The sequence below is a fragment of the Nostoc sp. 'Lobaria pulmonaria (5183) cyanobiont' genome, from assembly GCF_002949795.1.
Classification (GTDB): domain Bacteria; phylum Cyanobacteriota; class Cyanobacteriia; order Cyanobacteriales; family Nostocaceae; genus Nostoc.
Genome location: NZ_CP026692.1, coordinates 4,809,921 through 4,834,734, shown reverse-complemented (window position 1 = coordinate 4,834,734; position 24,814 = coordinate 4,809,921). Strand labels below are relative to the sequence as shown.

At 43.6% G+C, this 24,814-nt stretch carries 27 protein-coding genes and 3 pseudogenes; 15 read left to right on the top strand and 15 right to left on the bottom strand.

All coding sequences use genetic code 11. The features are described 5' to 3' along the window. Positions 1–275: 275 nt before the first annotated feature. Both leuC and leuD read left to right on the top strand, forming a co-directional pair. Entirely contained in the window at positions 276–1,679 is a 1,404-nt protein-coding gene (gene leuC, locus NLP_RS21300; RefSeq protein ID WP_104908123.1) for a 3-isopropylmalate dehydratase large subunit, read from the top strand. 92 nt (positions 1,680–1,771) lie between these two features. Continuing rightward, a complete protein-coding gene (gene leuD, locus NLP_RS21295) occupies positions 1,772–2,380 on the top strand; it encodes a 3-isopropylmalate dehydratase small subunit (RefSeq protein ID WP_104908122.1) in 609 nt (202 codons plus the stop codon). Positions 2,381–2,570: 190 nt separating this feature from the next. Here the strand turns inward: leuD and NLP_RS34275 are convergent, their stop codons facing one another. The 4 genes from NLP_RS34275 to NLP_RS21275 form a co-directional block, all read right to left on the bottom strand. Then, on the bottom strand, positions 2,571–2,888 hold the full coding sequence (locus NLP_RS34275; RefSeq protein WP_234017392.1) for a hypothetical protein: 318 nt from the start codon (positions 2,886–2,888) through the stop codon (positions 2,571–2,573). Positions 2,889–2,906: 18 nt separating this feature from the next. Further along, positions 2,907–3,029, bottom strand: coding sequence for a hypothetical protein (locus NLP_RS35625; protein WP_267894885.1), 123 nt, complete (start codon positions 3,027–3,029; stop codon positions 2,907–2,909). Beyond that, on the bottom strand, positions 3,016–5,688 hold the full coding sequence (locus NLP_RS21285; RefSeq protein WP_104908121.1) for an MGH1-like glycoside hydrolase domain-containing protein: 2,673 nt from the start codon (positions 5,686–5,688) through the stop codon (positions 3,016–3,018). The genes NLP_RS35625 and NLP_RS21285 overlap by 14 nt, the downstream gene beginning before the upstream one ends. A gap of 342 nt (positions 5,689–6,030) precedes the next feature. Next, positions 6,031–6,813 (bottom strand): glucose 1-dehydrogenase, encoded by a 783-nt coding sequence (locus NLP_RS21275; RefSeq protein WP_104908120.1) that lies wholly within the window; start codon positions 6,811–6,813, stop codon positions 6,031–6,033. Positions 6,814–7,077: 264 nt separating this feature from the next. Between NLP_RS21275 and NLP_RS33405 the strand changes: the two genes are divergently transcribed. After that, positions 7,078–7,218 carry a hypothetical protein gene (locus NLP_RS33405; RefSeq protein WP_158680485.1) on the top strand — a complete coding sequence of 47 codons (141 nt, stop codon included), beginning with the start codon at positions 7,078–7,080 and terminating at the stop codon, positions 7,216–7,218. Positions 7,219–7,245: 27 nt separating this feature from the next. Here NLP_RS33405 and NLP_RS35105 read toward each other — a convergent pair whose 3' ends face one another. The 8 genes and pseudogenes from NLP_RS35105 to NLP_RS21240 all read right to left on the bottom strand — a co-directional run bounded on the left by NLP_RS35105 (position 7,246) and on the right by NLP_RS21240 (position 11,427). Next, a complete protein-coding gene (locus tag NLP_RS35105) occupies positions 7,246–7,797 on the bottom strand; it encodes a hypothetical protein (protein WP_234017011.1) in 552 nt (183 codons plus the stop codon). Positions 7,798–7,848: 51 nt separating this feature from the next. Next, positions 7,849–8,847, bottom strand: coding sequence for an alpha/beta hydrolase (locus tag NLP_RS21265; protein ID WP_104908119.1), 999 nt, complete (start codon positions 8,845–8,847; stop codon positions 7,849–7,851). Between the two features lie 366 nt (positions 8,848–9,213). Further along, on the bottom strand, positions 9,214–9,342 hold the full coding sequence (locus tag NLP_RS35620) for a hypothetical protein (protein ID WP_267894884.1): 129 nt from the start codon (positions 9,340–9,342) through the stop codon (positions 9,214–9,216). 18 nt (positions 9,343–9,360) lie between these two features. After that, positions 9,361–9,420, bottom strand: a pseudogene (locus tag NLP_RS35855) (hypothetical protein); the annotation flags it as partial. Continuing rightward, on the bottom strand, positions 9,420–9,584 hold the full coding sequence (locus NLP_RS35100; protein ID WP_234017010.1) for an alpha/beta fold hydrolase: 165 nt from the start codon (positions 9,582–9,584) through the stop codon (positions 9,420–9,422). The pseudogene NLP_RS35855 and the gene NLP_RS35100, both read right to left, overlap by 1 nt. A gap of 81 nt (positions 9,585–9,665) precedes the next feature. After that, on the bottom strand, positions 9,666–9,908 hold the full coding sequence (locus NLP_RS21250) for an alpha/beta fold hydrolase (protein WP_104908117.1): 243 nt from the start codon (positions 9,906–9,908) through the stop codon (positions 9,666–9,668). Next, positions 9,909–10,661, bottom strand: coding sequence for a glucose 1-dehydrogenase (locus NLP_RS21245; protein WP_104908116.1), 753 nt, complete (start codon positions 10,659–10,661; stop codon positions 9,909–9,911). Positions 10,662–11,109: 448 nt separating this feature from the next. Then, positions 11,110–11,427: a hypothetical protein gene (locus tag NLP_RS21240; RefSeq protein ID WP_104908115.1), complete on the bottom strand. Its 318-nt coding sequence runs from the start codon at positions 11,425–11,427 to the stop codon at positions 11,110–11,112. 63 nt (positions 11,428–11,490) lie between these two features. Here NLP_RS21240 and NLP_RS35615 point away from each other — a divergent pair, with 63 nt between their 5' ends. The 8 genes from NLP_RS35615 (at position 11,491) to NLP_RS21210 (ending at position 17,670) form a co-directional block, all read left to right on the top strand. Further along, the gene (locus tag NLP_RS35615) at positions 11,491–11,619 is read left to right on the top strand and encodes a hypothetical protein (RefSeq protein ID WP_267894883.1); all 129 of its coding nucleotides are present in this window, start codon (positions 11,491–11,493) and stop codon (positions 11,617–11,619) included. A gap of 374 nt (positions 11,620–11,993) precedes the next feature. After that, positions 11,994–13,025 (top strand): LacI family DNA-binding transcriptional regulator, encoded by a 1,032-nt coding sequence (locus tag NLP_RS21235; protein WP_104908114.1) that lies wholly within the window; start codon positions 11,994–11,996, stop codon positions 13,023–13,025. Between the two features lie 44 nt (positions 13,026–13,069). Next, a complete protein-coding gene (locus NLP_RS21230) occupies positions 13,070–13,246 on the top strand; it encodes a hypothetical protein (protein WP_234017009.1) in 177 nt (58 codons plus the stop codon). Further along, complete coding sequence (locus tag NLP_RS34270; protein WP_199784663.1) at positions 13,243–13,380, top strand: hypothetical protein; 138 nt, start codon at positions 13,243–13,245, stop codon at positions 13,378–13,380. The genes NLP_RS21230 and NLP_RS34270 overlap by 4 nt, the downstream gene beginning before the upstream one ends. Positions 13,381–13,399: 19 nt before the next feature. Further along, on the top strand, positions 13,400–13,861 hold the full coding sequence (locus NLP_RS21225) for an SDR family NAD(P)-dependent oxidoreductase (RefSeq protein ID WP_234017372.1): 462 nt from the start codon (positions 13,400–13,402) through the stop codon (positions 13,859–13,861). Continuing rightward, positions 13,837–14,244 carry a hypothetical protein gene (locus NLP_RS21220; RefSeq protein WP_199784661.1) on the top strand — a complete coding sequence of 136 codons (408 nt, stop codon included), beginning with the start codon at positions 13,837–13,839 and terminating at the stop codon, positions 14,242–14,244. Before NLP_RS21225 ends, NLP_RS21220 begins: the two co-directional genes overlap by 25 nt. Before the next feature lie 101 nt (positions 14,245–14,345). Continuing rightward, positions 14,346–14,975 carry a dTMP kinase gene (gene tmk / locus NLP_RS21215; protein ID WP_104908113.1) on the top strand — a complete coding sequence of 210 codons (630 nt, stop codon included), beginning with the start codon at positions 14,346–14,348 and terminating at the stop codon, positions 14,973–14,975. Between the two features lie 190 nt (positions 14,976–15,165). Continuing rightward, the gene (locus NLP_RS21210) at positions 15,166–17,670 is read left to right on the top strand and encodes an EAL domain-containing protein (RefSeq protein WP_104908112.1); all 2,505 of its coding nucleotides are present in this window, start codon (positions 15,166–15,168) and stop codon (positions 17,668–17,670) included. A gap of 502 nt (positions 17,671–18,172) precedes the next feature. On the opposite strand, the gene NLP_RS21200 is transcribed toward NLP_RS21210, so the two are convergent. Beyond that, complete coding sequence (locus tag NLP_RS21200; protein ID WP_104908110.1) at positions 18,173–20,170, bottom strand: PP2C family protein-serine/threonine phosphatase; 1,998 nt, start codon at positions 20,168–20,170, stop codon at positions 18,173–18,175. A gap of 255 nt (positions 20,171–20,425) precedes the next feature. Between NLP_RS21200 and NLP_RS21195 the strand changes: the two genes are divergently transcribed. The 3 genes from NLP_RS21195 (at position 20,426) to NLP_RS21185 (ending at position 23,771) form a co-directional block, all read left to right on the top strand. Next, positions 20,426–20,860 carry an NfeD family protein gene (locus NLP_RS21195; RefSeq protein WP_104908109.1) on the top strand — a complete coding sequence of 145 codons (435 nt, stop codon included), beginning with the start codon at positions 20,426–20,428 and terminating at the stop codon, positions 20,858–20,860. 133 nt (positions 20,861–20,993) lie between these two features. Beyond that, the gene (locus NLP_RS21190) at positions 20,994–22,001 is read left to right on the top strand and encodes an SPFH domain-containing protein (RefSeq protein WP_104908108.1); all 1,008 of its coding nucleotides are present in this window, start codon (positions 20,994–20,996) and stop codon (positions 21,999–22,001) included. Between the two features lie 432 nt (positions 22,002–22,433). Beyond that, entirely contained in the window at positions 22,434–23,771 is a 1,338-nt protein-coding gene (locus NLP_RS21185) for a M64 family metallopeptidase (RefSeq protein WP_104908107.1), read from the top strand. 272 nt (positions 23,772–24,043) lie between these two features. Here NLP_RS21185 and NLP_RS35095 read toward each other — a convergent pair. After that, positions 24,044–24,187 (bottom strand): annotated as a pseudogene (locus NLP_RS35095) (IS982 family transposase); the annotation flags it as partial. A gap of 23 nt (positions 24,188–24,210) precedes the next feature. On the opposite strand from NLP_RS35095, the pseudogene NLP_RS21175 reads away from it, so the two are divergent. Continuing rightward, positions 24,211–24,351, top strand: a pseudogene (locus tag NLP_RS21175) (ISKra4 family transposase); the annotation flags it as partial. Positions 24,352–24,389: 38 nt separating this feature from the next. On the opposite strand, the gene NLP_RS21170 reads toward NLP_RS21175, so the two are convergent. Next, positions 24,390–24,794, bottom strand: a complete 405-nt coding sequence (locus NLP_RS21170; RefSeq protein ID WP_104908106.1) for a Fur family transcriptional regulator — start codon at positions 24,792–24,794, stop codon at positions 24,390–24,392. Between the last annotated feature and the right edge of the window lie 20 nt (positions 24,795–24,814).

Here is a 24,814-nt window from a genome sequence, read left to right as displayed (position 1 = left end):
CTCGTATTGTCTCAACATATCCTTGTTGATAAGGATAAAGTTATTTACATCTTTGCATCTCAATATTTCGGATAATTTGCGCTTTTGCTGTTTAAAAGGCGAGTAAATTACATTCATAAATTCTCTGCGTACCTTTGCGCTTACCTCTGCCCTTCTGGAGCGTTTAAATTTCACCCCTCAACTGCAAAGCTGTAAGTAATATGAAGCAATCTGTAAAAACTAAGACTTTTTTTTGATACTATTTAAGACCGGACTCTTTAAATATTGATTGACGTATGAGCAAAGGTACCCTGTTTGACAAAGTTTGGGACTTACACACCGTTGGTACACTTCCCTCAGGGCTGACGCAACTATTTATCGGGCTTCATTTAATTCATGAAGTCACCAGTCCCCAAGCCTTTGCCATGTTACGCGAGAGGGATCTAAAGGTACTGTTTCCAGAGCGGACTGTTGCCACAGTCGATCATATTGTGCCCACAGAAAATCAGGCGCGTCCCTTTGCCGATAACTTGGCAGAGGAAATGATTCAGGCGCTCGAAAATAACTGTCAAGAAAATAACATAACTTTTTACAACATCGGTTCTGGCAGTCAGGGTATAGTTCACGTTATTGCTCCCGAACTTGGGCTGACTCAGCCAGGAATGACGATCGCTTGTGGAGATAGTCACACTTCCAGTCATGGGGCATTTGGTGCGATCGCATTTGGTATTGGTACTAGCCAAGTTCGGGATGTTCTCGCTTCCCAAACTCTTGCCCTGTCGAAACTGAAAGTCCGCAAAATTGAAGTTAACGGCACTCTCAACCCAGGAGTTTATGCCAAAGATGTCATTCTGCATATCATCCGCACCCTTGGCGTTAAAGGTGGTGTGGGCTATGGCTACGAATTTGCCGGTACGACATTTGACCAAATGAATATGGAAGAGAGGATGACTGTCTGCAATATGGCGATCGAAGGCGGTGCTAGATGCGGCTACGTTAATCCCGATCAAGTCACCTACGATTACCTCAAAGGCAGAGATTTTGCACCCAAAGATCCAGATTGGGATAAAGCAGTGGCTTGGTGGGAATCCATCAAGAGTGATGCAGATGCCCAATATGATGATGTGGTGGTATTTGACGCTGCGGAAATTTCTCCTACCGTTACCTGGGGCATTACTCCCGATCAAGGTATCGGTGTCAACCAGTCAATACCTCAACCGGAAGAACTGCTGGAAGAAGACCGATTTATTGCCGAAGAAGCTTACCGCTACATGGATTTATATCCCGGTCAACCCATCAAGGGCACAAAAATAGATGTCTGCTTTATTGGTAGTTGTACCAACGGCAGAATTAGTGATTTGCGAGAAGCGGCGAAAATCGCTAAAGGTCGCCACGTTGCAGAGGGAATCAAAGCCTTCGTTGTCCCTGGTTCGGAAAGGGTGAAAGAAGAGGCAGAAGCTGAAGGATTGGATAAAATCTTTCAGGAAGCCGGATTTGAGTGGCGCGAACCGGGATGTTCCATGTGCCTAGCCATGAACCCCGATAAGCTACAAGGAAGACAAATCAGCGCTTCTTCCTCCAACCGCAACTTTAAAGGAAGACAGGGTTCATCCTCCGGTCGGACATTGTTAATGAGTCCGGCGATGGTCGCCACTGCTGCAATTAAAGGCGAAGTTTCTGATGTACGCGAGTTACTGTAACCCCACTTCGTGGCAGAGATAAGTCTCTTAAACTTTTCTTTCTTTCTTTGTGTCCTTTGCGTTCTTTGCGGTTCGTTTTCTATATAAAAATTATGGTGAGTGAAGTTAAAACAATTTCAGGGCGCGGTATACCCTTAGTGGGCAATGATATAGATACCGATCGCATCATTCCGGCGCGATATTTGAAAGCTGTTACCTTTGATGGGTTAGGCGAAGGCGCGTTTATCGACGACCGGACAGCACTTAAAGGTGAACATGCCTTTGACCAACCCCAGTACCAAGGCGCGAATATTTTAATAGTTAATCGTAACTTTGGCTGTGGTTCATCACGGGAACACGCACCCCAAGCGATCGCAAAATGGGGAATCCAAGCTTTAATCGGCGAAAGCTTTGCGGAAATCTTTTTCGGTAACTGTGTGGCAATGGGCATACCTTGTCTGAGTGCCGATGCTGTTACTGTTAAACAAGTGCAAGATTTAGTCGCTACCAATCCCCAAGCCGCCGTGACAGTGGATTTGGAAACCTTGCAAGTGCAAATAGGTGATTACACTGCCGCAGTTGCGATCGGTGAAGGGACAAGAAGCACATTTATTTCTGGGACTTGGGACGCTTGCGGTCAGTTAGTAGCTAACGCTGACCAAGTTCGGGCAACTGCTGCAAAATTACCCTACGTAAGTTGGGGCAATTTAGCCGCAAGTTAGTATTGTCTCATTCCCTGAGTGATAGCTAGGTACGGTGTACACACAAGTTCTAAAAACCTAGCTTGAGACTTTTTTCGTTCTCGTTCCCAGTGTCCGACTGGGAATGCATTCATTGAGTCAGAGACTCAATGCCTGACTGGAGGCAGCAGCCCCTAATAAGCCATTCCCATACAGCAATACCGTAGCCAATTTAGGAGGGTTCAACACCTGTAGAAACGGGATGAATACGTCCTAAAAAAGTAAGCTTGGCAAAAATCTGGGCTAATAAAATAGGCACGGTGACGATATAGTTCACGGCACTTTGGTGAACACCTGACCCAACAATAATGTCACCAAATAAACCCCAAACAATCCGCCCAAACTTTGAAACAGAATATAAAAAATAGCATCCTGACGTTTGACTTTTCCCAGACGATAGAATGTGAGCGCCAGATTGCTTGCCCCAAGGCGAATAAATCAGGGTAATTGCTATTGTCCCCATGACCACACCAATTAAAAACCGACGCAAATCGCCATTGGGAATTGCTTAATGAATCGGGGAACCAGGATACTCAAACACACAGGTGAATACTCCCGCAGCAATCAGAAATAATCCCAGTTCTGCTGCTTCCATTAAGTATTCTGATAAATGTTTTCTAAATCTTTCCATGCTGCTCTTGCGCCCGGTGTTCAGCATTTTGGAGAATTAGCGCGGCGACTAATCCTGTCCAGCCTGTTTGATGACTAGCTCCAATACCCGCCCCGTTATCTCCGTGAAAGTATTCATGGAACAAAATATAGTTGCGCCAATGGGGATCGGATTGAAATACTTCTAGACCGCCATATACCGGACGACGACCGGCAGGATCTTGCTCAAAAATTGCAACTAAGCGATGAGAAAGGGCGATCGCTACTTCCTGTAATGTCATTTCTTGCCCGGAACCTGTGGGATATTCCACCTTCAAGCTATCTCCGAAGTAGTCATGAAACTTCCGGAGTGCTTCAATAATTAAATAGTTTACCGGGAACCAAATCGGGCCACGCCAGTTAGAGTTACCGCCAAACAAACTTGTGGTAGATTCGGCGGGTTCGTAACGAACGCAGTAATCATGTTCGCCTTGATGTAAGATATAAGGATCTTTGAGGTGATGCTTGGAAATGGCACGAATTCCGTAATCACTCAAGAATTCATTCTCGTCGAGCATCCGTTGCAGAATACGTTGTAATTTTGTCTTGTAAGCGATCGCTAATAGTTTTCTTGCACCTACCCCTGGTGTTTCCATACAGGCGACATTATCTTTTAAATCTGGGCGATTGCGAATGAACCATTCCATCCGACGCTTAAAGCCGGGAAAACGTTGTAAAGTTTCTAATTCCAAGACTGTGACAGCGTAAAGGGGAATTAACCCTACGATTGAGCGTACTTTTACCGGAAATTGCCGTCCATCGGGTAAATGCAGGGCATCGTAGTAAAAGCCGTCTTCTTCATCCCATAGCGAAATATCTGCATTACCAATGCCGTCAATGGCATCGGCAATGTAAAGAAAATGCTCGAAGAACTTGCTAGCAATGTCTTCGTAGGTAGAATCTTCTTCAGCAAGTTCTAGGGCGATCGCTAGCATATTTAAACAGTACATTCCCATCCAGCTTGTACCATCTGCTTGATTGAGATGGCCGCCTGTGGGCAATTCTTTGCTGCGGTCAAATACCCCTATGTTGTCCAGTCCCAAAAACCCGCCCTGAAAGACGTTCTTACCTTCTACATCTTTGCGATTTACCCACCAAGTAAAATTCAGCAGCAGCTTATGAAAGACCTTTGCCAGAAAAGCGCGATCGGCTTTTTTGTAAAACTTCTGCTCGATTTGATAAACGCGCAAAGCTGCCCACGCTTGCACGGGGGGATTAACATCACCTAATGCCCATTCGTAAGCAGGTAATTGACCATTGGGCTGCATATACCATTCGCGTGTGAGGCGGTCTAGCTGCAACTTAGCAAAATTTGGATCGAGCACAGCTAGGGGAATTAGGTGAAATGCTAGATCCCAAGCAGCAAACCAAGGGTATTCCCACTTGTCTGGCATGGAGAGGATATCTTCGCTAAATAGAGAAATCCACTCATGGTTGCGTCCAGCTTGTCGTTCCGGTGGAGGTGGCGGTTGTTGGGGATCGCCCTTGAGCCAGTCATGAACGACATAGTTATAATACTGTTTGCTCCATAGCAAGCCGGCAAAGGCTTGGCGCTGAATATTGCGCTCATCTTCTGAGGTTGGGAAGGGACAGATGCCCTGATAAAATTCATCAGCTTCGGCAATGCGTGTCTGGAAAATTGTGTCAAAATCTTTGCCAAAAGGATCTGTCAGTGTTTGCACATCACTCAACCGCAAGCGCACAACTTTAGTTTCACCTGGATTGATGATTAATTTCTGGTGAGAGGCAAACTTTGTACCTATACGGCTGGAATTGACGGCTGCTGTTTTCCCATTCACCACATACTCATTAATGCCATCTTTGACATAAGGTGAGTCATTGTTGTAACCAAATAATCGTTCGTAATTGGTTTCGTTGTCGGTAAACAGGAGTTCTGTGTCTCCTTGGCAGTATAGCCAACGAGTTCCCAGGTGAGAATTCTCGGCTTCAATTAAACTGAAGTTGGAATCTGAGCTAACCACTTTCATCAAAGGTTTCTCAATTTCGAGATTCCAAGCCCAGATATTACGAAACCAGAGTGTTGGCAGTAGGTGGAGTGTGCTGACTTCTGAACTGCGATTAGCGATCGCAATTTGAATTAAAATATCTTCTGGTGCGGCTTTGGCATACTCGATGAAAACATCAAAATAACGGTTTTCGGCAAAGATACCCGTATCAAGTAGCTCGAACTCCGGTTCAAATTTGCTTCTGCGTCGATTTTCTTCTAAGAGTTGCGTGTAGGGAAATGCTTGTTGGGGATACTTGTACAAGCATTTCATGTAGGAATGGGTGGGCGTATTGTCAAGATAAAAGTAATACTCTTTAACATCCTCACCGTGATTACCTTCTGTGCCCGTTAGCCCAAACAATCGTTCTTTGAGAATGGGATCGTTGCCATTCCACAGCGCGATCGCAAAACACAAACGTTGCCGACTATCGGAAATACCAGCAATACCATCTTCGCCCCAACGGTAAACACGCGATCGGGCATGATCGTGAGGAAAATAATCCCAAGCAGAACCATCGTGGCTATAATCCTCCCGCACCGTTCCCCATTGGCGATCGCTGAGATAAGGCCCCCAGCGTTTCCAGTAGGCAACACGTTCTTGATCCTGCTGCAATCTTACTTCTTCTGGAGTCACGTCGCTTCGCTCCGAATTCAAAATTTAAAATTTAAAATTCAAAATGGGCATTGGGAATTGGGAATGGGGAATGAGGCTTTGAACTCCGTTAATGAGGCTTTGAACTCCATTAATGAGTCTTTGAACTGCATTAATGAGTCTTTGAACTGCATTAATGAGTCTTTGAACTCCATTAATGAGGTTTTGAACTCCATTAATGAGTCTTTGAACTCCATTAATGAGTCTTTGAACTCCATTAATGAGGCTTTGAACTCCATTAATGAGGCTTTGAACTCCATTAATGAGTCTTTGAACTCCACTCCTCTGCTCCTCTGCCCCCTGCTCCCCTGACCCTTTGCCTTTCTATTGCTCTTGATAATTCCAGAGCAATCCACCGTCAACAACAAATGTTGTCCCTGTTACATAATCTGACTCAGAAGATGCGAGAAATGCCACCATAGACGCAACATCTCCTGGTTGTCCTAATCGTCCCAAGGGAATGTTTTTCAGGAGTGCCCCTAACTTCTGTGGATCGTTTAAAAGTTTAGTATTGATGGGAGTTTCGATTGCCCCTGGCGCAACATTATTAATATTAATGCCATGAGGAGCCAGTTCCACAGCTAAATTACGGGTGAGCATTTTCAAGCCACCTTTGCTAGCACAGTAGGCAGCAAAGTGCGGAAAGGGTAATTCTTCGTGTACGGAACTAATATTAATAATCTTGCCAGGTTGCTTTGTTTCTAGTCGGTGTTGCACAAATGCTTGTGTGGCAAAGAATATTCCTTTGAGATTCACATTCATGACAGCATCGTAATCGGCTTCAGTCACATCCCAAAAATCGGCGTTTTTTTCGATGCCTGCATTGTTAACTAAGATATCTAGCTTGCCAAAGTGGGAAATACTGTCTGCAATCATGCGCTGCACATCGGCAACCGTACCTATATCTCCTTGAATTGCAAACCCGTCTACTATATGGCACTGACCACCAGCTGCCTTTACTTTCGACAAGGTTTCTTCCGCACCTTCAGGATGAGAGCGGTAGTTGATAACAATACTTGCTCCTTCCTGTGCTAGACGAATTGCGATCGCCTGTCCTATCCCTTGACTACTACCTGTAACCAGTGCAATTTTATCTTTTAGTTTCATACCTGTTCCAATGACTTTAGTATTGAAAGCACTCTGTTACATCAAGTCTAGTTAATTAACGATCGTTCGATATATCTATGCAAAAATCTAAAACTCTTTTCTCCCTGGCTCTTGCCCACTGTGGTATGAATAAGTCTTTCACTGGATATGATACAACACTATAGAATCCAACTGGTTTCAGTATCCATGCTCACCTTCATCCTTGAACCAAGCTAGTTAAGCGAAAACTATTTCGCCTTTCCTCACGAAATAAACGCAGCACAAATGCTCCAGCAAGAGTATTCCGTAGTTCATGATGCCCATCGTGCTTTTTCACAGTCAGGACTGACCGCAAAAGCGATCAAGCGGGTAGATTTTTCCTGGGAATTAACCTGCATAATTCAACTCCTCATTGGTAGTTGCTAAGTTCTTGGGTCTTTACTTACTGCGTTCTTACAACTTGGAAAACAATATATTTAACCCTTCAGTCATCGTGGGATAAGTCAAAATACCATCGCGCAGAACGGTGTAGGTCATCTGAGCTTGCATCACCATCTGCACTGTTGAAATTACTTCACCTGCTTCATGACACAACAGGGAACACCCTAAAATCCGACCTGTGTCTGTATCCACGATCGCCTTCAGCAGTCCATCGGTTTGACCAAGTGTTTTCGCTCTGGGAACGGCTGACGCATCGACCTTTGCCACGTGAATGGCATATCCTTGTTGCTGTGCTTCAGTTTCAGTCAAACCCACATGAGCCAGTTCTGGATCGATGAATAGACAGGATGGCACTAAGCGATCGCGCCAGTCAAAACCCGACCCCAAGAAGCCAATGAAGATTGGATAAGTCAGAGCAGTCTCAAGCCCGCGATGGCGTAACCGCCCAGCGTAGCTAGCTGCTCGCCAAAACCTGACAAGAACGAAGCTTACAGCTATTTTCAGGTAAATAGACCACGCGGTAGGGGCGCAAGGCCTTGCACCCCTACAACAGATGTGGTTCAAATACTTGAATTCTGCTGTAATTGCAACTGCGGTAAAAGAAACGATTGTTTTCTATTGCAGATATTTCTTCAGTTCAGCGGCTGCCTGGACAAAAAGAGAACGGGTTGCCGGAGTCTCGGCTAAACCATTCAGCAGTCCGAAGTCATGAATCATACCGTTGTAACGCACAGTTGTCACTTTTACCCCTGCTTCATCTAGCTTGCGTCCATATGCTTCGCCTTCTTCACGCAAGACATCGCTTTCTGCAACCTGAACTAACGCCGGAGGCAATCCTTTCAATTGCTCAACAGTAGCCTGTAGCGGAGAGGCATAAATTTCTTTGCGTTTTTCCAGGTCTGTCGTATAGAGGTCATACATCCACTTCATCAGAGATGTGGTCAAGAAACGTTTCTCGCCAAATTGTTGATAAGAATCCGTTTCAAAATTAGCATCTACGATCGGCCACATCAGTATTTGCAACTTAATCTGCGGACCCCCTTTCGCTTTCGCCATCAAAGTGGTTACAGCCGTCATGTTACCGCCAACACTGTTTCCGACTACTGCCAGATTTTTGCCATCAACATTAATCTCCTCACCATGCTCGGCTACCCATTTGGTAGCGGCATATATCTCATTGACAGCCTGCGGATACTGAGCATCTGGAGTTCGAGTGTAGTTGACAAAGACAGCCGCAAAACCTGAAAGCACGACGAGATCGCGAACCATGCGTTTGTGAGTTGGATAATCGCCTAACACCCAACCGCCACCATGAATAAAGATGAAAACAGGCAATGTACCTTTGACACCTTCAGGTCGCACGATGTTTAGCGTGATCGGATAACCATCAGCGGTAATCGTCTTCTCAGACTCATCAATGCCTGAAAGATCCACTTTAACGGAAGCCTGTGCATCTACTAGCACTTGACGCGCTTCGAGTGGAGGTAATGTCTCTAAAGGCGAACCATCACTTGAATTCAGTAATTTCAAAAATGCCTTCACTTCCCTAGAAAGACGCGGATCGTCTGCGACTTCCAAAACTTTCACCGCTTGTGAGTTTGCTTGACTAATCATAAGTCCTCCTTGGATTTATAGATGGTGGATAATTTGTTGAAGTGGCACTGTCAAGTAGGGCAGCCGCATCATGTCAATAAGCAAGGTATATTTTCAATAGATTTCAAACTAATATCATTAACTCTTGCTTATTGCGAAAACTTTCAGCGTTGGCATAGCCCGCCGCAGGCATCGCTTTGGGGCTTAAAAAATAATCAAACGCGAAAGGAAAAATTTTTTTGTTGGTTCTTAACCTTCGTTGCGATCAAGAGTAATTTAGATGTTTTTGCCCTGCACTGTCAAGTTAACTGGCTTGACAGTAGGAATTGATGAGCAATAATCATGGAATGACAATCAGTTACTATCGACATCCCTTCCCAGCCGAGATTATTTCCTACTGGGGACTGGGATGATGTCCTCCTTCACAACGTGAGTTGTAATGAAGCGACGGATATGGTCTGCGATCGCATCTCCTTCCTCTTCTAGGGCAAAATGTCCCGTATCAAGTAAATGCAACTCTACGTCTTTTAGGTCGCGCTTGTAGGGATGAGCGCCTTCTGGGGGGAAGATGTAGTCATTCTTACCCCAAACAATCAGAGTTGGTGGCTGATATTTGCGAAAATACTCCTGCCATTGCGAAACATGTGAGATGAGGTCGGGAAGCCGTGCAATAGCAGAATTGTTGGATTACTGCGGGAGCCAGCTTCTCGATAAAAGATATCCAAACCATCAATCGAAACCGTGCGAAATGTGGTCATGACTTTATTCATTGTAAGGTTATATAGAGTACTTCTACGCACAACTTTACGTCGCGCATCTCGTTGCAACGCCAATTAAGGTTAATGAACTTTAGCTTGAGGCTCCTCTGCCTTTGCAGCTTCAATAATCAGATTTGCGACTTCAGTTGGATGGGAAACCATTGAGACATGGCTTGATGGTAATGAAATAACGGTTGCCCCGATCCGCTTTGCCATAAAACGCTCTAGTTCTGGTGAAATCATGCGATCGTTGGCAGATACCAGATACCACGATCGCTTGTCTATCGCCCGTGAAATTTCAACAAAGAGATCATTGGTATCCATTCAAACTTGTGCCATACCACCATCGACAAACAGTTCGATGCCGTTCACAAAGCTGCTGTCATCCGAGGCAAGGAAAACAACCGCCTTAGCGATTTCGTCCGTTGTACCCACCCGCCCAAGGGGGATAGTTTCAACCTGGTTTGCCACAAATCCTTGCACCTGTTCCTCACTCAATCCCATGAGATTGTAGCCAGGAGTAGGAACTACACCGGGGCTGATGGCATTGACGCGAATCTTGCGCTCTTTAAGGTCGAGTGTCCAGTTTCGGGCAAACGATCGCACAGCGGCTTTGGTCGCGCTGTAAACGCTGAACGCTGGAGTACCCTTAATCGAAGTGATCGAAGCATTAAGGATGATCGATGAACCCTCTGACATCAATGGCAGTGCTTTCTGTACGGTGAAAAGTAAACCCTTGACATTGGTATTAAAGGTCTTATCGAAATGCTCTTCGGTAATCGAGCCAAGTGGAGCAAGTTCGCCGCTTCCAGCGTTAGCGAAGAGGATATCGAGGTGTCCTTTCTCCTGCTTAATCGTAGTGTAAAGGCGATCAATATCTGCGAGATTTGACACATCACTCTGAACAGCAATGACATTTTCTCCAATTTTCTTTACCGCAGCATCAAGTTCGTTTTGACGACGACCAGTGATAAAGACGTAAGCCCCCTCTTCTACAAACCGCTGGGCTGTCGCGAGTCCGATCCCACTGTTACCACCTGTCACCAGTGCGATTTTACCTGTAAGTTTACCTGTCATAAAACTTCTCCATTTGTGTGAATTTCGCATTGACGTTTGCCTTCAATGCGCTGGACAATTACGCAATCTGTCTTATTCTATGGGAAACCATGAAAGTCGCTAAACGATAACGCTTATTTGCTGCGACAGGCGATCGCTACATGAAGGAAATGGCCTTTGATGCCAATGAGTTTGTGATCTTTCGCCACCAACACCCTGCTAGCAAGGAGATTTCAGCTTTTCTTAGTACCATTCGGCTAAATCCCCATTCTTTTCTATCACTAGTACGTCACGGCGTAAAGAAACCACCCATTCCAAATCAATGAAACGCTTATACTGTATTCATTTTGAATTTGAATGCGTGAATGCGTGAATGCGTGAATTTCGCCTTGCGGTACTAGTTACTTCTAATCCCTCAAAAATGAGCCATCCCCATCAGCGATTGCAATTTATGTGGTGTTGATTCACTCTAGTGATTTGAAAGTTTAAAAACTTGAGTGCATATTTTCAGATGTCCTTGTATCGCCTCGTCCCAAGTGGGGTAAAAGTTTCTTTTTCCATCGAGTGCCCCACCCATGACCAAAGTTTCAAACACCATCGGTTGAGAATTAGAGTTGCTGCTCCCAGGGTTTAAGTCTATGCCGACAAATCTAGTTGAAATTATAGAGTCTTTAAGTTCGTTGAGCATAACTGTGATATTGGCTGACATTATCCACAAAGACCACTCCATGAAAGACCCAACAGCAACCGGGGTTTGTCCAACTAATTTGTAGTAGCGATTAGGCATAATTCCGTTTTTATCACTTGGCAGGCTTTAAGGCTTTTACTGTCGAGATGAATAGAATGATAAATGATCGCCCTGCATCCAGTGGAAGGATATCAGGGGGTAGCTGTTCTCGCCCGTCAGAGGGAATGTGGTAGGCGTTCAACTCGGCAACGCAGACAGCCAACTGTTATAAAGCGCGATCGCCAAAAATGAGTAGCATCTGAATAGCACAATTGTTGCTTGCGATCGCTAAAAACTGGGGTAAAAATTGCTCAGTTGAGTAGCAATTGAGTAGCCAATCAGCAGAGGTAGAGCAAAAGCCTTGCTATTTCAGCACTTGTTTTGGTTTTTCCAGAACCAGACACACCCATTACGAGGATAATCATTTTTTTCTTAATAAAAGTTCAACTAATTCGGAATTTGTAATTCGTAAATTGTAGTTGTAATTATAAACGGAGTAAAAGTGAGGACTTTTAACTCTTTTCCATGCAAAATGTAAGTTGTATTATTTTTTGACAAATAACGATTCTTTTCTATAATACATACATTTGCACACGTGTGCAATATTTAAAAGCTAAGATAAAATAATGAATAAACGAAGAATTTCAATTGAAGATATTGCCCGCAGAGCAGGCGTTTCTCATTCTACAGTTTCACGCGCTTTGCGAGATAACGCTCTCATTAGCCCAAAAGTCAGAGAAGAAATTAAGCGACTGGCGCAGGAGATGAGCTATGTGCCGAATGCGATTGCTCAAAGCTTGCAAAATAAACGTACTAATACTATTGGTGTAGTAGTAACTTCAATTTCTGATCCCTTTTTTGCAGAGGTGGTAGAGGGAATCGAGAAGATAGCCAAACCAGCAGGTTTGAGTGTTTTGTTGAGTGCTTCACACCGAGATTTTGAGCAGGAAATGGCAGCTATTGATACCTTTCATCGCCGTAGAGTGGACGGGATCTTAATAGCCGACTCACGAATTGGTAGACAGCATACTAAACAACTCACGCAAATTGCTGTGCCAACAGTTCTGATTAATAGCCAGACTGAAGATCAATCCGAAATATTTCACTCAGTAGCAATAGACGATCGCTTAGGTGCTAAATTAGCCACAGAGCATCTAATTAGTTTGGGACACACCGCTATTGGTTATCTAGGTGTAGGCGATCGCAGCAGGTCGAACCAGCAGCGCCTAGAAGGATATCAAATGGCCCTTGCTGAGGCTGGTATAGCACCAAATACTGATTGGGTTTCAATTAGTGACGAATATGATACCAGAACCAGCGATGTTAGCACTGGGCAAAATATGCTATCTAAACTCTTGACTGCGGAAGTTACAGGCATCTTTTGTTACAACGATATGGTGGCGGTTGGCGCTTTGTTAGCTTGTCAAGAATTAGGTATTTTAGTACCGCGAAATTTAAGTCTCGTCGGATTTGATGGTATTGCTCTGGGTTGTTACGTGACGCCGCCACTAACTACAGTTAGCCAGCCAATGTTAGAAATTGGTGGCATAGCCATGCAAATGTTACTCGATTTATTAGAAGAAAAAACTGTGGAAAACCGCGTTTTATCTCCTTTTTTAGTACAGCGTGGTAGTAGTGCAGCACTATTAACAATTTAAAATTTAAAACAATTTATATCAGGAATTTTAATCAAACAAAAATTATGTTAACTAAAAAACCGAGTTTATCTGCCGATCGCTGTTTTTCCCCAGAACCAGTTCAAAGACGACTAGCCCATCAATTTTTTGATAGCATATCTGCGTTACCTCTAGTCTGCCCACACGGTCATGTAGATCCAGCTTTGTTAGCTAATCCCGCAGCCCGTTTTGGTTCGCAATGAAGTCAGAACGGGGGCGGTGGTGGCTGAGATTACTGCTAACGCTGGAGAAAGATATCGCTGTGGTCGCAGATGTTAGCGATCGCTCCCAATTAGAAATTGCTAGGGATATTATTTATTATACAGGGTTGGCGTGAAATAGATATCTTGGTAAATATGGCTGGCGGTAATATTTCGGCTGCCACAATTTCTCCTGATGCAACTATTTTTGATATGCCTCGCGTTGCTTTTGAGGAAGTGGTTAGCCTCAACTTAGTTGGTACTCTCCTACCTTGTCAGGTTTTTGGTCAAGCAATGGTGGAAATAAGTCAGCCTCACGGTTGCATTGTGAATATTTCTTCCATGTCTGCCATTCGAGCGATTAGCCGTGTGGTTGGCTACTCAGCCGCGAAAGCGGGGATAGATAACTTTACTCGCTGGCTAGCTGTAGAACTCGCCCAAAAGTATGGTGATGGAATGCGAGTAAATGCGATCGCACCAGGTTTTTTTATTGGGGAACAAAATCGAGATTTACTCTTAAATTCTGATGGTAGTTTGACCGAACGCGGGCAAAAAATTATTGACCATACGCCCGCCAGACGTTTCGGAAAACCGTGGTTGCTGACGCAGGTGAGGTAATTATATATGCGCCTCACATTACCGATAGCTATACACACGGCGAAATCCTCTCCCAAATTGGCTATCATCTGCGGGATTACTTTCTCAAACAGTGGCATAAATTCCAAGAGTATCCTGCAGGAGTGCTGGCCCATAGTACTCACTTAAAAGGGATGGGTACTTTTGACCCGATAAAAGGAGAACAAGCGCGGATTTGCGTGACTTTAGCTACTGGCATTTCTGCTGAACGCTGTGCTGCTCATAACTTAAATTATCGTCACCCCGCGACTATTCAAGTCACTGAATGGGCTAATCGAGAGGATGAAGGCATATTGCTTCTGCCCAAAGCTGGCGAGATATTATACCGTTTAAGTTACAGTAATTTTCAGGTAACTAAATCATAGACAGCGATATCTACGATGGGCTACGCCTACGCAATTGCAGGTTAATTTTGCACTTCGCGCTATTCTTGATCTGATGAAACGTCAGCGAATCAGTTTATAGCATGGGTGGCAAATTAATTGTATTTGAAGGGGTGGAAGGGTGTGGCAAAACCAGCCAAATGCAGCTTTGTTCTGAGTGGTTGGAAAGTCTAGGTGTAACTGTTGTGGTAACTCGCGAACCAGGGGGAACAGAGTTAGGTTTACATCTTCGCCGCTTGCTACTAGAAAAGGCAGAGGATAAACCAGTTGCAGAGGTGACAGAACTCTTGTTATATGCTGCTGACCGATCGCAACACGTTGAACAAGAACTTAAACCAAATCTCACAGCCGGGAAATATATTTTATGCGATCGCTACACTGACTCTACCATTGCCTACCAAGGATATGGTCGCGGTCTGAACATGAGTTTAATCAATCAGCTTAACAATATTGCTACTGGTGGTTTAGAAAGCGATCTAACTATTTGGCTAGATGTCGATGTCGAAGTTGGACTAGCCCGCAAACTAAGAGACCCAGTGGGACTAGACCGCATTGAACAAGAGACAATCGCTTTTCATCGGCGTGTTCAGCAAGGATACGTGCAAATAGCCGCATCTTATCCCTCACGAATTGTTCAAGTAGATGGCAGCTTGAGTAAAGAAGCTGTACAACAGGTAATTCAAGGAATTTTACGCGTACATCTGCACCTATAGTAACAAATAATACAGCAATTTTCATGATGTGGTGTACTTGGCAAGGATGGAACTTTTGCCGTTACGGGGTGCGCCAGTTATGATAAAATATCCGCGATGACTGTGGCGACAAGTTACTTAATACTGAAAAACTTTTAGTATTATAAATAACTAAGATCGAGAGCAAACAACTTGTGTTTGAAATAACGTGATGCTGGAATTTGGGAAAAGCCTTTTTGGTTATAAACAGTTTATTCCCCACGGTCATTGCTATCTTTGGAAACCAGAATTAGTGGGGTTCCATATTGTATCTGACAGTTTAATTGCCCTTTCTTATTATTCTATTCCCATCACGCTACTTTATTTTGTCCGCAAGCGCCAAGATTTACCTTTTAACTGGATATTTATACTATTTGCAACATTTATTGTTACTTGTGGCACTACCCACATAATGGAGATTTGGACGCTCTGGTATCCAACTTATTGGTTAAGTGGTTGCCTTAAAGCTATTACAGCCATAGTTTCACTGTATACAGCTTGCGAACTTATACCTTTAATACCAAAAGCACTTGCTCTCCCCAGTTCTGCACAGCTGGAGGCAGCCAATCGAGAACTGGAGAGGGAAATTAGCGAACGGCAAGCCGCACTCAACGAACGCAAGCAAGCAGAAATTGCTCTCAAACAAAGTGAGATTCGCTACCGTGCCATTGTGGAAGATCAGACTGAATTCATTGCCCGATATTTACCAGACGGTACACTCACCTTTGTCAACCAAGCTTTTGCACTTTATTTTGGGCGATCGCCAGAGGAACTGATCGGCAGCTGCTATCAACCGATTGTCTTTGAGGCAGATCGGGAGCGAGTTGCTCAATTAATAGCTTCAATGAGTGCTGATAATCCTGTAGTCATCATTGAGAGTCGCGTGGTTGTGGCAGATGGGGTGCGTTGGAGTCAGTGGCATAACCGAATGCTGTTTGACGAGCAAGGATGCTTTATAGAATTTCAATCGGTGGGACGGGATATCACAGTTCTTAAACAAATCGAAGAAACACTTTTTCAAGAAAAAGAATTAGCTCAGGTGACGTTGCAATCGATTGGAGATGCAGTTATTACCACAGACGTGTTTGGCAGGATTCAATATCTCAATCCGGTTGCAGAATCTCTGATTGGATGTACTCAAACATCGGCACAAGGGTTGCCGTTAGTAAAAGTCTTTAAAATTGTGCATGAAACGACACACGAGCCAGTTCAGAACCCAATTGAGCAAGCATTAGAGGAAAATCGAATTGTAAATTTAGCAAACCATACCGTCTTAATTACTGAGAATGCTCAAGAGATTGCGATTGAAGATTCAGCTGCGCCCATTCGCAATCGTGAAGGACAAGTTATTGGCGCGGTTATGGTGTTTCATGACGTGACTCAGAACCGCCAGCTTGCGCTTCAGCTATCCTGGCAGGCAAGCCATGATGCCTTAACCGGATTGGTAAATCGCCAGGAGTTTGAGCGGCAGGTTGAACAAGCATTACGCCTTGCCAAGTTAGACTACCAGGTTCACGGGTTATGCTATTTGGATCTCGATCGCTTCAAAATCGTAAATGATACCTGTGGTCATCTGGCTGGAGATGAATTACTGCGTCAAATTACTGTCTTATTGCAGGAGAAGATTGGGAAAACTGACACACTGGCACGGTTAGGGGGCGATGAATTTGGAGTATTGCTCAATCAGTGTATGCCGGAGCAAGCTTTACGAGTTGCCAATGAACTGCGTGAGTGTGTTCAAGAGTTCCGGTTTGTTTGGCAAGAGCAGGTATTCTCAATTGGAGTAAGTATCGGCTTGGTTGGTATCGACACGAATAGCGAGAGCTTTGCAGAGATTATCAGCACGGCTGATGCAGCTTGTTATACCGCGAAGAACCGGGGGCGCAACCGCGTATACGTTGCTAAGACTGACGACCAGGAGCAACTGCAACAGCGTGGCCAGATGCAGTGGGTTAGTCGCATTTCTCAAGCTTTGGAAAGTGATTGGTTTTGTCTCTATGCTCAAAAGATTGCCGCTATTACTCCGAAAGATCAAAACGGCAACCATTATGAAGTTCTGCTGCGGCTTTGGGATGAGCAGGGAAATTTAGTGCTGCCAATGGCGTTTATTCCAGCAGCAGAACGCTACAACTTAATGCATCTGATCGATCGCTGGGTGATTCGGACTCTATTCAGAAATGGGCTAACGCTCGGTGGCGATGAACAAAGCATCTATGCGATTAACCTCTCTGGCTCTAGTATCAACGACGATCAATTCATTGACTTCTTGTATGAGCAGTTTACCCTACACCCGATCTCACCCCAACGCATTTGCTTTGAGATTAGCGAAACTGTGGCGATCGCCAACCTCGTAAAAGCCAAGCAGTTCATTGAGTCACTTCAACAGATGGGCTGTCGCTTCGCGTTGGACGATTTTGGGATGGGGATGTCATCCTTTGCTTATCTCAAGTCTCTACCTGTGGATTACCTCAAAATTGACGGCAGCTTTATTCGTAACATTGTCGATAATCCTGTGGATGATGCAATTGTAACAGCAATCACGCGCATTAGCAGTGTGATGGGTATTCAGACGATTGCTAAGTTTGTAGAGAATGAAGCGATTTTAGAGCAAATTACGGCACTAGGAATTGATTACGCACAGGGATACAGCATTGCAGTACCTTGCCTATTAGGATAGTACCGCAAGGCGGAAGTCAAAAGTCAAAAGTCAAAAGTCAAAAGTATTATGGAATGTGCTTTTTAGGGATATTAAATGGTTGCTCTATTTACGCCGTGGTGTACTAGGCAGGGGGAAAGAGAGTTTTCCAATTTTTTCACAGATTTGGTAACTGTAACTAATTAGCCGGACATGATACAAGTGCAAGATGTGATGTAGATCATCTGTAGTGCGATCGCTAACCTATATTCGTTCGCTAGCGATCGCCACTTTCTTTTCCATCACTCTGAATGTACAAATAGTTCTTGTTAAGATTGCAATATTCCTCATCAACATTACAACATCTATAAGGAACATTGTAATATTTATCATTAACATTACAATATACCTTATCAATGTTGGAATATTCCTCATCAAGATTACGACATCTATAAGGAATGTTGTTATATTTCTCATTAACATTACAATATACCTTATCAATGCTGGAATATTTCTTATCAAGATTAGAATATTTCGGTATAACCTATTTCCCAGTCGGACACACTGACTGCATTTTTTGGGGAAGTTGCCGACACATCTGCTGTAATCCTTGAGGATTAATTTGCCACCAAGCAAATAATCCCAGACTTGTACCTCCCACAAGCAACGCCAACACTCCCCCCAGCATTACCAAACGTTTCCCCCGCTTCGGTTTTGTAATTAAAGTTGGTGGAATCTCTGGGCTAAGAGGTGGTTCTTCTGAAAGATCCAAATCTAGATCCAAATCTAGCAAAGCTTGCGAACTTTCTGTAAAAGAAATTGGTTCTTCTAGTTCTTCTAGTTCTTCTAGTTCTTCTAGTTCCTCTTGTTCTTCTTGTTGTATTTCTGCTTCTATAATCTCTTCTGGCAACGCCGGAGTCACAGGTACTAAATATTCTGGAGAGACACGGTAATAAGTGAGAACAACCGATGTATTATCATGCCCATTTTTTTCGTTTGCCAAGTTAATCCAGTTGCCGACAGCATCTTCAACTGTCATTTGCCCTGTTAACACGGGTATTGCATAATCCTGCCAAGATTGTTCCACCCAGTTACGATCGCTTAAACCATCAGAACACAGTAGCAAAATGCCATCTTCTTCCAGAATAAATCGCTGAACCCTGAGACGCAAAGATTCTGAATCTTTTGTCCCCAATGCTTGAGTTAAAGCACTAGCATCTGGTCTGAAAAGTGCCTTTCGATACAAGCTTTTAGCAAGGCGTACTTCTCGCGTTGCCACATCATCATCTACTGTCAGTAGCTGGCAATAATTGCGAGTAATCCAATAGGCACGGCTATCGCCAACATTAGCCAAGTAAAGCTCATGGGTATTATTTGATTGCCACCCAGTACTTGTCTGGACTCGTTGTGGAACTTGCAACGCCATAACAATAGTTGTAGCCATGCGTTCTCTGCCCTGGCGTTTTTGTTCGTTATTGCGCGCACAAATTAGATTATTTACCACCCGTAAGCTTGCTTCTAATTGTTCCTGCAACAACTCTGGTGGTAAAAGTACAGTTTGTTTTGTCACCTCAGTTAATAAAGCGCGAATTTGCAACTTTACAGACTGTACTGCCAACTGACTCGCAACCTCACCGCCTTCGTGTCCGCCAATACCATCACAAACAATCGACAAGCGGCGCAATAAAGGTTCATCTAAATCACTCAAACTATTGGGATAGCAAGCATCTTCATTTTGCGCCATCATTGGGCCAATATCTGTAGAACCTGCCACCTTTAAGACTAATGGCAATTCAGCAGCAGCTGCTAGTAGTAAATTATTGAGTTGAATATTAATCGCCTCTAACTCAATTTCAGTTTCACACATCTGCTGGACAATGTTCTGTAACCCTTTAGCTACTGATGCCTTTGCAGAAACTACCCAAAACTGCCAACACTCCCCTAGATTTTGTAAACTCAGCTTTTCATCGGCTGGTGTTTGATAGAGTTCCAACAGTCGCACACACCAACCTTCGACTCTCAAGTTGTCTGCTACTAGTAAACTGCGGCTAAGTCCCAATTCTGCTAGAGGTGTCCAAAGTTGGAGAATTTGCCACAACCAATAAACTTGTCGTACTGCCGTGGCTTCCTCCCATGCCTCAACAATAGTTGGATAAATATTTCCTGTTTTATCTATCGGCGCATTTTCTAATAAAAGGATATCAGTTGTATCTTCCTCAAGGTTACTAGCAAACCCATAAGCTTGGGGCAGATGCAACCGTTGATATAACTGTAAATAAGGAATTACTTCCGTTGGCAGTTCTTCAAATACATCTGGCGGCAATCCCGGTTGAGTATCCAGCCAAATCTGTTGTTTAATTACTTCATACCTATCTGCTACCTTTGTGCCTGGTGGGATTTGAGCAGACAATGAGCCAGTCGCCCACAGATAGCGGTGAACTAAAGGAGTTTGGCAACTAGCACAAACGCTATCTCCCATCGGATTAATGGGGCTATTACAGCGTGGATTTATACAAAAAATTATCAGTTGAGTAGAAATCATAAAACAGGAGTCGGGAGTCAGAAGTCTTCTTTATACATGAACTTCGATTAACTTTAGCTGGCAATGAATTGAAGGCTAGAATAAACTAAACTTATGTACCTGAACTTGTGTACTGCTAGTTACACTTTGTTACTGAAATTAAGCAAAATTATTGGTATAAATACCCAATTTTGTTTTCTGTAAATAACTTACATCTGGCTGTATCTAATCGTAGAAATGCATTTACGTCAATAATGTAGAGACTAGGATGGCGCTATGCCAAGTTTTACCTTAATCTGGCTGATGGCAGGAGCAGTTTTGTGTTTAACAGAACTGTTCTTACCCTCAGCGTTTGTCGCCTTCATGATGGGAATTAGCGCTTTTGTGGTGGCGCTACTGTCTGGAGTGGGTATGGGAAGTGTATGGTTGCAAATTGTGGTTTGGCTCTTGCTTTCCACAGCCCTAATCGTGCTTTCTCGTCGGTTTTTGCAACCAAGACAACGCAAATCAAAAATTCGGGATGCAGTCATAGCTGAAACCTTAACAGAAATTCTGCCTGGAAAAACAGGGCGGGTGCGGTATGAGGGAAATTCTTGGCAAGCAAGATGTGACGATGACAAATTTACCATACCACCCCATGAAAGAGTTTATGTGGTTAGGAGGGAAGGTACTACTTTGATTGTTATACCGGAAAATCTGTTGAATTCTTAAGTATTTGTCATTTGTCATTTGTCATTTGTCATTTGTCATTTGTCAAAATTCAAGAGTTCTTCTGACTCTACTTCCTTTACTCACTCATCTCCTCCACTCCGCACTCTCTTTATTAAAAATTAGGAGATTCACAATGGAACAGTTCTTTTTACTAGTATTTTTAGCTCTTGGTGGTTCTGCTGTGGCAGGTTCTGTGAAAGTTGTCAATCAGGGCAATCAAGCTTTGGTGGAAAGATTGGGTAGTTATAACAAAAAACTGGAACCAGGACTAAACTTTGTCATTCCTTTCGTAGATAGAGTTGTCTACCGAGAAACTATCAAAGAAAAAGTCTTAGATATTCCTCCTCAACAGTGCATCACCCGCGACAACGTTGGCATTGAGGTAGATGCAGTGTTTTATTGGCGCATTGTGGATATGGAAAAAGCCTGGTACAAGGTAGAAAATCTCCAGTCAGCAATGGTAAACATGGTGCTGACTCAAATTCGCGCTGAAATGGGACAACTGGAGTTGGATCAAACTTTTACTGCTCGTTCCCACATCAGTGAACTTTTATTACAGGATTTGGATGTTGCTACCGATCCTTGGGGTGTGAAAGTGACACGGGTAGAACTGCGAGATATTATTCCGTCTCAGGCAGTGCGTGAATCGATGGAATTGCAAATGTCGGCAGAACGACGCAAACGGGCAGCAATTTTAACTTCTGAAGGCGATCGCGAAGCTGCTGTCAATAGTGCCAGAGGTAAAGCTGAGGCACAAATACTGGATGCGGAAGCTCGTCAAAAATCGGTGATTTTGCAAGCGGAAGCTGAACAAAAGGCGATCGTTCTGAAAGCTCAAGCAGAACGTCAGCAACAGGTTTTGAAAGCCCAGGCGATCGCAGAATCATCAGAAATTATTGCCCAAAAGCTCCATAATAACCCCAATGCCAATAAAGCAGTGGAAGTTTTGTTTGCCTTGGGTTATCTCGATATGGGCGCGACAATTGGTAAAAGCGATAGCAGCAAGGTAATTTTTATAGATCCGCGTTCCATTCCTGCTGCTTTAGAGGGCATACGTTCTGTCGTTTCAGATGGTCAGGTTAACTCTAACGAATTGTTTTCTAAACAAATCCCAGGTTTAGAAAACAATCGCCCTGGTTAAGAATGGGGACAAGGAGGACAAGTTTCTTTCTTGTCTCTTTTCAATGACAAATGACAAATGACAAATGACAAATGATAATTAATCCAGAACAGGTTATCAACGCTATTATTGCGATCGCCTAATATTTCATCTGACCTATTTGATAAAATTACAATAGCTAGTGAGGATAATGCAATGTCTACGAAGGACTACAACACGGGAGCATCTCACTTTTTGAAGTGGCTCAAACCAACAATAATCCATTTCTGAAATCCTGAAATTGTGGAAGTATAGTAAAAACTTTCCAAAGTTTTTGGCGTACTGTGCGCGGGCGCGCGGGCGCGTTGACTCAAACAGCAAATCAAAACTCATTAGCTTTGAAGTCTCTAAAAATCCGAAAAAGGGAAATTCAAGTTTGTAGATAAAGCAATATACAAACTTAAAGGAACCAATATGAAAGGCTTAGACCGCAAAAGTGCGAAATCTGTTTGGGGAGTTTTGGCTACAGCTTGTGGAGCCGTTTCCATGTTAACAGCCACACTAGGAATACCGGCCTCGGCACTTGCTGCTACTCTAAACTATAGAGATGAAGCTGGACGTTCCCTTAATAATGACGGGAATATGTTAACAACAATCGTCAACAATGGTCCATCTTCCAATCGTGTAGATGTTGTTTTTTTGGGTGATGGCTACACCTCAGCGGACTTAGCAGCGGGAATCTACGACAATCAGATTAATAACTATCTTAACTACAAGTTTTCTAACTCGTTGAATTCCGACCCATTTTTTCGATACCGCAACTATTTCAATATACACAAGATCAACGTAGTGTCTAACGAGTCAGGGGCTGATGTTCCGCCACTGGGCATTTTTCGTGACACAGCGCTTGATGGCACCTACTATTTTGATGGAGTGACTGAGCGGTTGCTTTATGTCAATACAAGCAAGTCTGACAGCGTGCGTGACCTGGCTCTTACTGGAGCGGAGTTCACTGCCGAGATGCAGTATGTGACGATCAATGACACTAGGTACGGAGGCGGAGGTGGAGATTACGCTGTTTACGCAGGGAGTAATGCTTCATCATTAGAAGTTGCCCTGCACGAAGTTGCTCACTCCTTTAGCAATTTGGCTGACGAATACGGCGGCTTTACCAATCCCTACACTGGAGCGGAACCGAGCGAAGTCAATGTTACTAATGACGCTACAGGTGACAAGTGGTCGCGTTGGAATGGATATAACCAACCAGGAATTGGGGTTATTGGTGCTTATGAAGGTGGGCGCTATTACGATAGAGGAATTTACCGTCCGTCGAATAATTCTAAGATGCGTTCCTTGAACCAACCGTTCGATGTGGTTGGACGTGAGAAAATTATTCTTGATATCTATGATTTGGTCAATCCCTTGGATTCTTGGCTTGACAACAGCACGCCATTAATCAATCCTGATCAACTTTTTGTGAATGTCATCGACGACAGTGTTATTAACTTAGAGTGGTTTGTCGATGGTACTCTCATTCCGCTAGTTAGTGGAGAAACGTTTAACTTGAGCGATTTTGGTTACGGAGCCGGCGATTACGTCGTCTCTACTCGTGCCTTTGATCCGACCGGGTTTGATCCTGTTGATGGCTGGGTGCGGACGAATCAGAGTAACTTGGAACAGTTTGTCTCCTGGAATGTGACAATTACTTCTGTGCCTGAACCTTCTACCACTCTGGCATCTATAGGTCTTGGGTTAATTTGGTTAGCAAGTTCTCGGAGGAAGCTAAGTTCTCAATCAGAAAAAGGCAAATGAGGGACCGTAAGGATTCCCACGTAAATTACATATTAGAACTCTTGCATAAATATTTTGTGGTATAATTATTGGTTATTTCAATTTCAGTTTTTGGCAATTCAAATAGTAAGAGTTTATAAATTTTTTCGAGCAAGTATTATCAGCCGATTGCTAACTAAAAAGATGATTATAAGTCAAACCAACATTGTAATAACTTTATTGAGTCAATCATACTTACTCCTTACTCTTGGGATACGTTAAAAAACTTCTTTATTAAGGTGAGTTCGACGAAACTAAAAAATAGCAGAAGGTAGTGCAGGCAAATCTTTTGGGTAAATATCAATCGAAGGTTTTTTAGGCAAATAGGTATAAGCAGCTAAACCGGCCATCAAATTAACTAAAAAGTTAAATGGACTACGATGACGAGAGTGTTCGATCCCACATTCCGCACCCAGAACTTATTGGTTCTGGATCTGTTGAATCTGCCGTTAAACAAGTTGACCGTCGCACTAAGATTTCCGGTGCACAATGGAAGCGAGACAATGTACCTCAAGTCCTAGCCCATCGTTGTGCCTACCTCAATGGATTATTGTCGGTTTGAGCCACTTTAAAAACTGAGATGCTCCCAAGTCGATATGACTATTGACTAATCTTAGTACTTTGATTTACTTGGCATTGATTGCACAACCCAAAAAACTCTAAAGTATGGTAAAAAACTTTAAACTTATGGTTTGATTCTAGCTGGTCTTCTAAGTCATGAACTGGGCATTGATTAATCGGAATTGAGACACCACATTGCAAGCAAGTAAGGTGGTGTTTATCTTGTTGTGCTAGGCTATAGAGGGCTTCGCCGTTAGCCAAATTTCGCACTTGTACTATGCCTTCTAATTTTAAGGCTTCTAGAGAACGGTAAACTGTTGCTAAACCCATGCTCTGATTTGTATTACGTAGTTCTACGTAAATATCTTGGGCGGAAATGCCTTTTTTGATAGTTTTCAGTAGGTTGAAAATACGCTCTTGACTGCGGGTGCGTATGGCTCTCATAGATAATTATTTAAGTATGC